Annotated in this window: 11 protein-coding genes; 5 read left to right on the top strand and 6 right to left on the bottom strand. The window is 50.5% G+C overall.

Annotation, left to right across the window (positions count from 1 at the left end; translation table 11 throughout):
* Nucleotides 1–749 precede the first annotated feature (749 nt).
* From IQ256_RS17150 to mreD, 3 genes are all read left to right on the top strand, one after another.
* Nucleotides 750–1,757: a rod shape-determining protein gene (locus IQ256_RS17150; RefSeq protein WP_193856771.1), complete on the top strand. Its 1,008-nt coding sequence runs from the start codon at nucleotides 750–752 to the stop codon at nucleotides 1,755–1,757.
* 187 nt (nucleotides 1,758–1,944) lie between these two features.
* Nucleotides 1,945–2,736, top strand: a complete 792-nt coding sequence (gene mreC, locus IQ256_RS17145) for a rod shape-determining protein MreC (protein WP_193856770.1) — start codon at nucleotides 1,945–1,947, stop codon at nucleotides 2,734–2,736.
* A 17-nt stretch (nucleotides 2,737–2,753) separates the two neighbouring features.
* Nucleotides 2,754–3,338 carry a rod shape-determining protein MreD gene (mreD, locus tag IQ256_RS17140; protein ID WP_193856768.1) on the top strand — a complete coding sequence of 195 codons (585 nt, stop codon included), beginning with the start codon at nucleotides 2,754–2,756 and terminating at the stop codon, nucleotides 3,336–3,338.
* A 57-nt stretch (nucleotides 3,339–3,395) separates the two neighbouring features.
* On the opposite strand, the gene IQ256_RS17135 is transcribed toward mreD, so the two are convergent.
* The 3 genes from IQ256_RS17135 to IQ256_RS17125 form a co-directional block, all read right to left on the bottom strand.
* A complete protein-coding gene (locus IQ256_RS17135; RefSeq protein ID WP_193856767.1) occupies nucleotides 3,396–4,139 on the bottom strand; it encodes an HAD family hydrolase in 744 nt (247 codons plus the stop codon).
* Between the two features lie 206 nt (nucleotides 4,140–4,345).
* Nucleotides 4,346–4,792, bottom strand: coding sequence for a D-aminoacyl-tRNA deacylase (gene dtd, locus IQ256_RS17130; RefSeq protein ID WP_193856765.1), 447 nt, complete (start codon nucleotides 4,790–4,792; stop codon nucleotides 4,346–4,348).
* Nucleotides 4,793–4,883: 91 nt separating this feature from the next.
* Nucleotides 4,884–6,095 carry a GTP-binding protein gene (locus IQ256_RS17125; RefSeq protein WP_193856764.1) on the bottom strand — a complete coding sequence of 404 codons (1,212 nt, stop codon included), beginning with the start codon at nucleotides 6,093–6,095 and terminating at the stop codon, nucleotides 4,884–4,886.
* 255 nt (nucleotides 6,096–6,350) lie between these two features.
* On the opposite strand from IQ256_RS17125, the gene cysS reads away from it, so the two are divergent.
* Both cysS and IQ256_RS17115 read left to right on the top strand, forming a co-directional pair.
* Nucleotides 6,351–7,814, top strand: a complete 1,464-nt coding sequence (gene cysS / locus IQ256_RS17120) for a cysteine--tRNA ligase (RefSeq protein ID WP_193856763.1) — start codon at nucleotides 6,351–6,353, stop codon at nucleotides 7,812–7,814.
* A gap of 77 nt (nucleotides 7,815–7,891) precedes the next feature.
* Nucleotides 7,892–8,281, top strand: coding sequence for a RidA family protein (locus tag IQ256_RS17115; RefSeq protein ID WP_193856762.1), 390 nt, complete (start codon nucleotides 7,892–7,894; stop codon nucleotides 8,279–8,281).
* A 26-nt stretch (nucleotides 8,282–8,307) separates the two neighbouring features.
* On the opposite strand, the gene rsgA is transcribed toward IQ256_RS17115, so the two are convergent.
* The 3 genes from rsgA to dnaJ are packed head-to-tail and all read right to left on the bottom strand — an operon-like array spanning nucleotide 8,308 to nucleotide 10,860.
* Nucleotides 8,308–9,498: a small ribosomal subunit biogenesis GTPase RsgA gene (gene rsgA / locus IQ256_RS17110; protein ID WP_370623472.1), complete on the bottom strand. Its 1,191-nt coding sequence runs from the start codon at nucleotides 9,496–9,498 to the stop codon at nucleotides 8,308–8,310.
* Nucleotides 9,495–9,737, bottom strand: coding sequence for a sulfurtransferase TusA family protein (locus tag IQ256_RS17105; protein WP_193856761.1), 243 nt, complete (start codon nucleotides 9,735–9,737; stop codon nucleotides 9,495–9,497). Before IQ256_RS17105 ends, rsgA begins: the two co-directional genes overlap by 4 nt.
* The gene (gene dnaJ, locus IQ256_RS17100) at nucleotides 9,730–10,860 is read right to left on the bottom strand and encodes a molecular chaperone DnaJ (RefSeq protein ID WP_193856760.1); all 1,131 of its coding nucleotides are present in this window, start codon (nucleotides 10,858–10,860) and stop codon (nucleotides 9,730–9,732) included. The genes IQ256_RS17105 and dnaJ overlap by 8 nt, the downstream gene beginning before the upstream one ends.
* Between the last annotated feature and the right edge of the window lie 268 nt (nucleotides 10,861–11,128).

Raw genomic sequence — 11,128 nt, 5'->3', positions numbered from 1 at the left:
GCTAAAGCTAAGGATCGAAGATTTAATAAGATGCACATTTTCTGCCGCCCTTACCCTAGCCCTCTCCCGAGTACGTGTCTAGCGTAGTTGTTGGTCAGCAGCCTACGTTGCTTACCCACCCCGCCCTATCGGGCACCCCTCCCAAGAGGGGAATTCCTGGCCGAGATGCTAAAAACATAGGGCTCAGAGCCAATTTCCTCTCCTACGGAGGGGTGGCCGGAGCGTAGCGGAGGTCGGGGTGGGTTTAGTAACGTAAGCCACCAACCAATCGACGCTAAATACATGCTCTCTCGAAGGAGAGGGAGCTTGAAGTCCTTCTCCCCTAGGGAGAAAGATTTAGGCTGAGAGCCTGCGGTAAAACTTGAAATCAGACAGGTTATTAAATTCTCGTTCCTAACTGACTACTTATTTTTGCGATTATGTCGGTGCGGTTGCTTCAGCCTGGTTACTTCATTATGGTTACTTCTGTGACTATTTTTTGTGCGATTACCTGCGATTACTTCGGTTTATTCAGCAGCGTCTATCCGAACCTTTTACTTTTATCCAAGTCATTTGCCTAGGGTGATCTACGCGACATTGATTCTGCGGCATTAATTTACAAAGCAGCGGTATAAAGCCGGATATACCGACTAGACGCGCGATATGAAACGTAATAAGATTCATTCTGATTGCTAGAAATATCAGTATTAACCGCTATTACGGACCCTTAGCTTGTGGCCTTATTCGATCGTTTCTCCCGCTCCCGTAACATGGGTATCGACCTTGGTACAGCAAATACCCTCGTCTACGTCTCAGGCCGGGGAATCGTTTTACAAGAACCCTCAGTAGTCGCCATCGATGAAACCACCCGACGCCCGCTAGCGGTAGGCGAAGAAGCTAGACAGATGCTGGGGCGTACGCCTGGTAACATCAGGGCAATTCGTCCGCTGCGAGATGGCGTGATTGCAGATTTTGATACCGCCGAAGTCATGCTCAAGCATTTCATTCGCCAGGTGCATGATAATAAGGCCGCAGTCTCTCCGCAGGTGGTCATTGGTATTCCTAGCGGGGTTACGGGCGTAGAACGCCGGGCGGTGATGGAAGCGGCTTTGCAAGCAGGGGCACGTGAGGTCTCTTTGATCGATGAGCCAGTAGCGGCAGCCATCGGCGCGGGTCTGCCTGTTGACGAGCCCACTGGCAACATGATTGTCGATATTGGCGGTGGCACGACAGAAGTAGCCGTTTTGAGTCTTCAAGGCATTGTGCGTAGTGAATCGGTGCGGGTAGCAGGCGATGAGCTGACCGATTCGATCAAGCAGTATATGAAGAAAGTGAATAATCTGGATATAGGTGATCGCACCGCTGAGGAAATCAAAGTAAAGATCAGCTCTGCCTATCCCGGCCCAGAAGATGATGAGGCTTCACTAGAGGTGCGTGGTGTCCATATGCTTTCGGGTCTGCCTAGAACCGTCACCGTCAAGAGCCCGGAAATTCGTGAGAGTATGGCCGAGCCGCTATCTGTGATTATCGAAGCCGTCAAACGAACCCTCGAAAATACACCGCCGGAGCTGGCGGCTGACATCATCGATCGGGGAATTATGCTTGCGGGTGGCGGCGCACTGCTTAGAGGATTGGATACACTGATTTCTCACGAGACTGGCATTGTCGTTCACGTTGCTGCTGATCCGCTGAGCTGCGTTGTTTTAGGGACGGGCCGAGCACTTGAGAACTTCAACCAAATGGAACGAATTTTCAGCGCTCGCTCCCGCGACTTCTGAGATTGCTTCTTCGAATCACTTTTGATATCACTTCTGATACTTGTCGACAGTCACCGGCAGTCAATCGTCGTAATCAGACGCTAGAGTATTCATAATTCGGACCTGATACATACGAAGCAGCCTGATATCAGCTTTGTCATAAAAACCGTCCAACCCAAAGCAGTTAGTTAAGCAAAAAGTGGTCTAGATGTTTGCTCTAAGACGATGGTGGGATAAAAATGCACTTAGAGGAGTTCTGATTCTTCTGGCCATCGGCTCTGCTTGGGGAATTCGCCAAACCAACGGCACGCTAATCTACGAAGCCTATCAGTATGTCACCAAGCCTTTCCATCTAGCGGCTCCGCCAAGAGTCGAGCTAGACAATGCCTATGTGCTCGATTTACAGCAGCGGGTTGTAGAACTAGAAAATCAAAACCAAAAGCTACGTGAGCTAATTGACTACCAACAAGATAGTGAGCTAGACACTACCACACTTGCCGCTGTAATTGGACGCAGCGCCGATCACTGGTGGCAACAGATCATTCTCAATAAAGGGAGCCGCGATCGCGTTAAAGCAGGCGATATTGTCACCGGTCCAGGCGGGCTAGTTGGGCGGATTACAGCGGTGACGCCTAGCACTTCTAGAGTGCTGCTAGCAAGCGATCCCAACAGTCAAATTGGGGCAAAAGTCAGCCGGAGTCGTTCAACTGGATACATTCGTGGAGAAGCCGATACTCAGGCTACGATGTTCTTTTTTGAAAAGGTTCCCGATGTCAAAGTAGGGGATGTCATCGTTACCTCAGCGTTCAGTCGGCTGTTCCCTCAGGGCGTCCCGATTGGACGCATTGCTTCGATTGATTTAGGCAATAGCCCAGCACCAAAAGCTATCATTCAGCTTTCTGTGCCAGTGAGTAACTTAGAGTGGGTAAGCATTAATCCATACTCTCCAAAATTAGACGTTGATGCGGCTCCTGCCGAAATTGTCAACGATCCAGAGTAGCGGCGACTACTGTATCTATGAATTTCTATCGCTCTAGACGTTCAGCTAGACGTCCGACCAAACGTTTCAAATCCCATCGGCCTATTTGGAACTGGCTATTTACAGTCGGTTCGGTGCTGGTGTGTCTATTGCTTTTGCCAACTAGGCTGCCAGGAATGGATATTTTAGGAGTAGGGCCTAACTGGCTGCTGGTTTGGGTGGTGGTTTGGAGCATCCGCCGCACGCAGTTTGATGGTGCGATCGTAGGCATCGTTTTGGGCCTATTGCAAGACGGGCTCACTGGCAATTTCCCCACCCATGTTCCAGGTTTAATGCTAGCTGGCATCATCACAGCGCGACTGCACCGCCGTCGATTTGTGCAGGTAGATCTTATTTCTGTCGCCATCATCGTCTTTGGCCTAGCGATCGCCACCGAAAGCGTAATGGCCCTACAGCTCGCCGGACAGTATCTGCTTGGCGAAGATGCTCTCTACAGCAGCTTGAGCTCTATTTGGCAGTACTACCAGCGAGTTGCCCTCAGTTCAGCAATCTTGAGCAGCCTCTGGGCACCTGCCCTTTACTACCCGCTGCAGCAGTGGTGGAACCGCTATGAGACCAAATAACTACAGCTTATCTTTGCCGGAGTTATACCAGAGTTATTTCTTTAGCAGAACTAATTGCTAGCTGAGGCTTGCCACTTGTAGCTTCGCTGTCTGGGTAACTGCCTGTGCAGCTAAGAGAATTTCACTGTGCATTGCTGTAGGCGCTAGCTTTTGTAAATACGTTTCACTGCGAACGCCGCAGGTCAGCGCCGCTGAGCATAGCCCCATAGTCTGAGCCGCAATCACGTCTGCTTCAGTATCCCCTAGCATCCAGCTATCTTGTGTTTGATAGCCTTTTGCTGTTTGCTGAGCGATCGCCTTTGCTAGCAGCTCACATTTCTGTTCTACCCGGTTTACGTAGGCCGCATTCGTGTCTGCGATTCCGTATACCGCATCGACTAAATGAGTTAATCCCCGCTGTTGCAAAAAAGCATTCACCTGCTGAGGATGGCGCAGCGTGACTAGCACTAGACGCATATTTGCCTGCCTTAGATGGCATAGAGCCGCCTGCGCGGAGGGCTGCAGTCGATCCCACAGCAGCAGGCTGGGATGGTTGACGATTTTTTGAACCTGCTGAATGAATGGCTCAAACCAGTTAGCTGGAATCCCGGAGCGGATAGCGATCTCGATATCTGCTATCCGGTTCTGCTTCATCTGCCAGAAATGATGCTTGGATAGCGGATTAATTGGCAGGGCCTTTTCGGTTGCTCGAGTGTGGATGGATGCGATCGCCTGTAGTCCTTGTCTATAGGTTTGGTAGTAGCGCTCTGATACATCTACAATCGGGCCGTCAAAATCGCAGAAAACGACTTGCTTGGTCATAGTTAACTCCAGCTTTCAGCGTTGCGAAAATCTACAAAACGCAACACCGCAGTAATATCTCTTAACCTTAACAGCGGAACCCAGCCAAAGAACCGGAGTATTCAACAATCTTCGATTGAATTCGTAAATGACAGAGAAAGGACAAAACTATACTTTCTGCTTTTACGCACTTTATTTTGTATCGCTTCTATCGAGTATTGCTTCTTCTAGCTTTCTTTCTCAAGCCATAAAGTGACTGGCCCGTCATTCTCGATAGACACCTGCATCATTGCGCCAAACCTGCCAGTTTCTACCTTCAGCCCGCTCTGGCGCAGCCGCAGCACAAATTTTTCATACAGCTTCTTAGCCGTAGCAGGTGGCGCAGCATTCGCAAATGAAGGTCGTCTTCCTTTTCGGCTATCGCCATACAGCGTGAACTGACTGACTACTAACAGTTCACCGTCAATTTCCGCGACTGATTGGTCAAATCGCCCTTTAGAATCACTTGGGAATAGTCGCAGGCTGAGGCATTTCTTCGCCATCCATTCCAATTCAGCTTCGGTATCTGCAGGGCCAATGCCTACCAGTAGATTCAATCCTCGACCAATAGAGCCGATGACTTCGCTATCCACCGCGACCTGAGATGAACTCACCCGCTGAATTAAAACCCTCATCTACTCGTCAATCCATCTATCAGCCAAAGCTCTATTAGCCAAAGCTCTATTAGCCAAAGCTCTATTAGCCAAAGCTCTATCAGCCAAAACTCTATCGGCCAAACCCTCTACCACTCTCTGCTGACTCAGTGCAAAAGCAATTCTCAATCTGGGTTCGTAGTGCTTCTTCATCTAGATTTTGACCGATCAGCACTAGCTGATTCTTTTGCGGACGGCCAGCCCACTCCTCATCTTCTAGCGAGAAGCGCTTGCCGCTGAGGTGAAAGATGTGGCGCTTAGGGCTCTCATCAAACCACAGGATGCCTTTCGCTCTAAAGACGGATGCAGGCAGCTGATTATCTAAGAAGTACTGAAATTTGCGAATAGCTAAAGGCTGCTGCCTGTCAAAAGAGACAGAGGTAAAGCCGTCAATGTCTAGATGAGAGTGGGTGCTGTGGTCATGATCGTGCTCATGGTCATGCTCACAGTGACCGTGGTCGTGCTCGCAGTTCGCGTGGTCATGGTCACCGTGGTTGTGCGCTTCATGATCATGACCGGAATGATCGTGGCCCGAGTGCTCATGACTTGAGTGGTCATGAGCATCATGAGTGTGAGCGGAGTGGTCGTGGCTGTCTTCTTTGGCCTGGTTTTCTGCGCTCTTTCCAAAGTATTTGTCTGATTCAAATAGACCTACACTCAAAATCAGAGGCAGTGGCACGTCTGAATGATCCGTGCGAAGGATGCGGGCGTCTTCTTTGATATCACGTAGCTTGACTTCCAGGCTGTCGGCGTCGGCGTCGTCTACCAAATCCATCTTGTTTAGCAGGATGATGTCACCGTAGGCAATCTGGTTGTAGGCAGCCTGAGAGTTGAACAAATCCAAGCTGTAGTTCTCGGCATCAACGACCGTCACAATGGAATCTAGCCGGGTTAGATCTCGTAGCTCTGTGCCTAGAAAAGTCAAAGCGACAGGAAGAGGATCGGCTAGGCCGGTAGTTTCGACGACCAGATAGTCAATTTTGTCTGAGCGTTCTAGAACTTTGTAGACGGCTTCTAGCAGGTCGTTGTTAATTGTGCAGCAGATGCAGCCGTTGCTGAGCTCGACCATGCTGTCATCACCTGTTTTGATCAGCAGATCGTTGTCAATGCCTACTTCACCAAATTCATTCACCAGTACGGCTGTCTTCAGCCCTTCTTGATTGGTCAAGATGTGATTGAGCAGCGTAGTTTTACCGCTGCCTAAAAAACCAGTGATGATCGTGACGGGTAGGCCATGCTTAGAAGCATCCATAGGTTTATTAGGAGCGAGCGTCGTGGCAGTCATAGAGATCGGTTTGCTAGGTAGTGGCTATCGAACGAGCGAATCGTTAAGCAGAGATTTTTAATCTAATTATTTGTGGTTATTTGTGGCTTAATTATCACGCATTCGCTAAGGATTGCGGGAGTAAGTTTACGTCAATTAAAGGAAGCTGGTGCAAAAGTTTAGCGCTGTGATGGGAGTTTCCAATTTACTATTGAGTTTGCTTGAGCATTTTCTTGAGCAGTCGATCTCGATATATATAGCCCCCATACAGACCCTATGAGCGTAGCCATTTACAATACGCTTTCTCGCCAGAAGGAAGCTTTTGAACCGCTTACTCCCAATCAGGTGACGATGTACTGCTGCGGGGTAACTGTCTATGACTACTGCCATCTGGGGCATGCGCGTTCGTACATTGTGTGGGATACGATTCGTCGCTATCTCTCTTGGCGCGGCTACGACGTGCGCTATGTTCAAAATTTCACCGATATCGACGACAAGATCCTAAATCGCGCTCGCAATGAAAAGTCTTCGATGGGGGCGGTTGCCGAAAAATATACGGCTGCTTACTTTGAGGATATGGCGCGGCTCAATATTCTAGAAGCCGATGAATATACCTACGCCACTCATACTATTGATGGAATTAAACGACTGATCCACGAGCTAGAGAACAAGGGCTATGCCTATCCTGCCGAGGGTGATGTGTATTATTCGGTACGTAAGTTCGACGGCTATGGCAAGCTATCGGGGCGCAAGCTCGATGATATGGAAGCAGGGCGCAGTGGCCGAGTAGGCACGAAAGCGGACTCTATCAAGAAAGACCCGTTTGACTTTGCGCTGTGGAAGGCGGCTAAGCCAGATGAACCGTCTTGGGAATCGACCTGGGGGCCGGGGCGTCCGGGCTGGCATATTGAATGTAGCGCCATGGTGCGCGATCGCCTCGGAGACACCATTGATATTCACGTTGGCGGCGCAGATCTCCAGTTCCCTCACCACGAAAACGAGATAGCCCAATCCGAAGCCGCCACGGGTAAACCGCTCGCGACCTATTGGATGCACAACGGCATGGTGAATGTAGACGGCACCAAAATGTCGAAGTCGTTGGGCAATTTCACAACGATTCGTAATCTGCTAGATGCAGAAGCAGGCCCCGACCCGATGGCTGTACGCATGTTTGTGATGCAGTCTCAGTATCGGATGCCGCTCGATTTTACCGAAGAGGCTATTGTCGCTGCAAAGAAAGGCTGGGCAACCCTGAATGAAGGGCTAAATTTTGGGACGCAGCACGGTGAAAGTCTAGGCTGGGCTACAGTATCGGCTAATGATATTGCCGCTGATGATTTAGACGAGGCAGCCGTCGATCAATTTCGGGCCTCGATGGATGATGACTTTAATACGCCTGGGGCGATCGCAATTCTGTTCGGCTTAGCCAAAGAACTCCAGCGTCAAAGCAACTTGATCGTTCACGAGGGTAAGCCTGATACCGATCCAAAGCAGCTTCAGCAGCAGTGGCAGACTCTAGTCACACTCGCAGGTGTGCTGGGGCTAGAAGCTCAATCAATCGAATCCGATAGCGCTGATACGGGCCCTAGTCATGCCGAAATCGAAACCCTCGTTGCCCAGCGCGCCGCCGCGAAACAAGCCAAAAACTATGCAGAATCCGATCGAATTCGAGACGAGCTTAAAGCGCAAGGCATTACCCTGATCGACAAACCGGGTGGCGTCACCATTTGGCACCGCTAACCATCGAGCATACAGTCCGCTGATTATCCGCTTTGAGAAGGGCAAACCCCCAAGCTATCTATCGTTGTTTCAATAAAATGCTGGAATTCATCACGCTCCCAGAGGGCAAACTGCCACCCGTCGCGCCCTATTCTCATGCTGTTCGCGCGGGCGATTTCTTGTTTGTCACCGGACAGCTAGCAGAAGATCCTGATACGGGCGAAGTCGTCAAGGGATCGATCGAGGCACAAACCGAGCAGGTAATGGACAACCTTCGACTCGTATTGGAGCACGCGGGAACCAGCTTTGAAAACGTTGTCATGTCTCGAATCTTCGTTACCGATTTTCGCTATTACGAAACGGTTAACCAAATCTATTCTAGTCGGTTCACGTCAGGCCGATATCCCGGACGAACGACGGTCGGCGTCACTGCGCTAGCCGGGTTTGGCGATGTAGAGATTGATTTGATTGTGTACTGCGGCGAGTAAAGCAAGTAGATCTAAAGTAGGTAGAGCTATCGACCTAGATCTTCTAGATCCTCTAAATCTTCTAAATCGCTCACTTCTGATAGGTCCAAGCACAGCTCTTGAAAAGCCTGATTGCGGGTCTTGCGCGATGTCCGCCGATACTTTTTTGCCTCTAACCTGGGCTCGTGCAAGATCTTGCCATCTTCCAACATCTTCACTTTCTCAGTAGCTTCGGCCTCACCCTTATGCAAAAGTGCCTGCTGCTGCTTTATGACTTCTTCTAGCAACAGGAGATAGTGTTCGTAGCGTTCCCACGCTCCCCGGACAGCGCATCCTGGTTCATCGCGATGAAGGCAGTTGCTGAACTGACAGCTCTTGTCAGTAAGGCGCTGATGAATTTCAGGAAAGAGGTCACCGAGCGCCTCCGCTGTCGTGACAATATCTGGCTGGTTGAATCCTGGGGTATCAGCTAGAAATCCACCGTTGGGCAGCTCATAAAGCTCTACATGACGAGTGGTATGACGACCGCGACTGAGCTTACCTGATACTGCACTCACTCTTAAGTTTTGGGCAGGAATCAGCCGATTGGTCAGACTGGATTTGCCTACACCCGATGGCCCCGCTAGCACGGTGATCTTACCCTGCAGCGCCGTCAGCAGGCGTTTAGGCAGCTCAAAATCATCTCGAATACTCACCATCAGCGGCGTATAGCCCCAGCCTGCTAGTCTATCTTGCCACTGGTGTGCAATTTCTTCAGTCACCAGATCGCACTTGTTTAGGCATAGCGTGATGCTTAGCCCTGTCGACTCAGCTTTGAGGAGGAAGCGACTGAGCTGATGGGTATCAAGATCGGGCTCGGCGATCGCAAATACCAGCAGCACCTGATCCACGTTGGCAACGGGTGGACGGTCTAAAAATGTTCGCCGAGGATGAATCGCGGCGATCGCACCTCGCCCGCCTTGCCAGTCAGGTTCTTCTACGGTGACGCGATCGCCCACCATAATCTGCTGTCCTAGCTTTTTGAGCAATCCTCGACGGATGCACAGCAAAACAGGTTTTTCCCCGGATGAGATCTGCGGCAATGCCTCTTCTGCCATTCCCTCTAACTGCACCGAGTAGTAATTCGCCTTAATTGAGACCACCGTTCCGGTCAAAGCCTCAGCAGTGAAGGGCGTAGAAGACACTGCCCCCATTGCATCTAGCCTGAGCGCATCTGGCCTCACCGTATCCGGTTTCATGAACCGGATGGACGGCGAACCTGCACCGCAAAATAGTCCGTGCGATCATCAACCAATTCCACCCCATAGCCATCCATTCGTAGACTATCTGGCACTTGTTCAATTGGCTCACCTGGGTCTAGCCAGACTTCTAGCAATGAGCCCGGCTTCATTTTCTCTAAAGTTAGCTTCGTTCGTACAAAATTCAAGGGGCAGGGCGTTCCTCTCAAATCGAGGCAGCGATCTGCAAGACTATCCATTAAATAGCCCTCCTAGAAAGCCTTCTTTTTTGCTCTTGCCAACTAGTTCGCCTCGAACTTCTGCTAACTGAGTCAGCAGTTCTTTTTCTTCAGACTTCAGCCGGGTTGGAATATCTACCTTCACCGTAATTAAATGCTTACCCCGACTGACTGGATTGCCCAACCTAGGCACACCGCGCCCGTCCAAAGACAAAACGGTATTTGGCTGCGTTCCGGCAGGCACCTGCATCGAAACTTTTCCGTCTACCGTTTCTACTTCTAACTCACAGCCTAAAATGGCCTGCAAATAGCTCACACTCAAATCAGAGTGAATGTCAATGCCGTCTCTTCTGAATTTAGACTCTTCGTTAACCACTAGATAGACGTACAAGTCGCCCGCTGGCCCATTGCGCTTACCAGCATCGCCTTCACCTGATACCCGCAGCCGAGTCCCATTTTCGACACCTGCAGGTATGGTAATTTTTAGCTTTTTGTTGGTTTGCTTTTGACCGCTACCACCACAGGTTTCGCATCGATCTTCGACCACTTCGCCGCTACCGTTACAGGTCGGGCAGGTTGAAACTTGATTAAAAATGCCGAACGGGGTGCGCGTTGCTCGTCTGACCTGACCCGCGCCGTTACAGGTGGTGCAGGTTCTTGGCCGAGTTCCCGGCTTTGCACCCGAGCCGCTGCAGGTGGTGCAGGTTTCTAAGTGACTAATCCTGATTTCTTTTTCGCCACCAAAGACAGCTTCCTTGAAGTCCAGCTTGAGATTGAGGCGCAGATCATCGCCACGCATGGGACCTCGTCGTCTCTGCTGGCCAGGCTGCCCTGAGAATCCGTTGAAAAAACTCTCAAAGATATCGGCAAATCCGCCCATATCCTGAAAGTCTTGAAATCCGCCCGCGCCCGCAGAAGCGGCACCCCCTACCCCGGCTTCACCGAAGCGATCGTAGCGAGCTCGCACTTCTGGCTCTGAAAGGACTTCATAGGCGCGACTGACTTCTTTAAAGGTCTCTTCCGCGCCCGGATCTTTGTTGACGTCTGGATGATACTTACGCGCTAGCTTACGGTAGGCACGCTTGATCTCATCTGGCTCGGCGCTGCGAGAGACACCCAGAGTTTCGTAGTAATCACGGGCCATAGAACGTCAGTCAAAAAGAGGATTTGCAGTTCACGAATCAATATATATTGACCCATTGTATAGCAAACCTTCTGTTGCATAGGGCGGCTTTCACCCATTCCAACCCTACTCTTCTGGCGACTTTTGCCTACGTGTTTTTGCCCACCCTATCAGGTAGTCGGCTAGGTGAGGTCGAGGGGAGCTATTACGCTCCGCCCCTCCTCTTTAGATCTGTACGTGCTGGTTTCCCAGCATACAGCTCCCGAATGATTGACATCTCAAACCCGAA

Origin of the sequence: cf. Phormidesmis sp. LEGE 11477, assembly GCF_015207105.1 — a bacterium.
Lineage (GTDB): Bacteria > Cyanobacteriota > Cyanobacteriia > Phormidesmidales > Phormidesmidaceae > Phormidesmis.
The sequence above is the reverse complement of the archived record's forward strand: the minus strand, read 5'-3'. Positions and strand labels throughout refer to the sequence as shown.

Coding starts and splice junctions, on each gene's coding strand:
- IQ256_RS17115 (WP_193856762.1), top strand. CDS start 7,892: ATGCTGGAATTCATCACGCTCCCAGAGGGCAAACTGCCACCCGTCGCG.
- dtd (WP_193856765.1), bottom strand. CDS start 4,792: ATGAGGGTTTTAATTCAGCGGGTGAGTTCATCTCAGGTCGCGGTGGAT.
- rsgA (WP_370623472.1), bottom strand. CDS start 9,498: ATGAAACCGGATACGGTGAGGCCAGATGCGCTCAGGCTAGATGCAATG.
- dnaJ (WP_193856760.1), bottom strand. CDS start 10,860: ATGGCCCGTGATTACTACGAAACTCTGGGTGTCTCTCGCAGCGCCGAG.
- IQ256_RS17150 (WP_193856771.1), top strand. CDS start 750: ATGGGTATCGACCTTGGTACAGCAAATACCCTCGTCTACGTCTCAGGC.
- IQ256_RS17105 (WP_193856761.1), bottom strand. CDS start 9,737: ATGGATAGTCTTGCAGATCGCTGCCTCGATTTGAGAGGAACGCCCTGC.
- mreC (WP_193856770.1), top strand. CDS start 1,945: ATGTTTGCTCTAAGACGATGGTGGGATAAAAATGCACTTAGAGGAGTT.
- mreD (WP_193856768.1), top strand. CDS start 2,754: ATGAATTTCTATCGCTCTAGACGTTCAGCTAGACGTCCGACCAAACGT.
- cysS (WP_193856763.1), top strand. CDS start 6,351: ATGAGCGTAGCCATTTACAATACGCTTTCTCGCCAGAAGGAAGCTTTT.
- IQ256_RS17135 (WP_193856767.1), bottom strand. CDS start 4,139: ATGACCAAGCAAGTCGTTTTCTGCGATTTTGACGGCCCGATTGTAGAT.
- IQ256_RS17125 (WP_193856764.1), bottom strand. CDS start 6,095: ATGACTGCCACGACGCTCGCTCCTAATAAACCTATGGATGCTTCTAAG.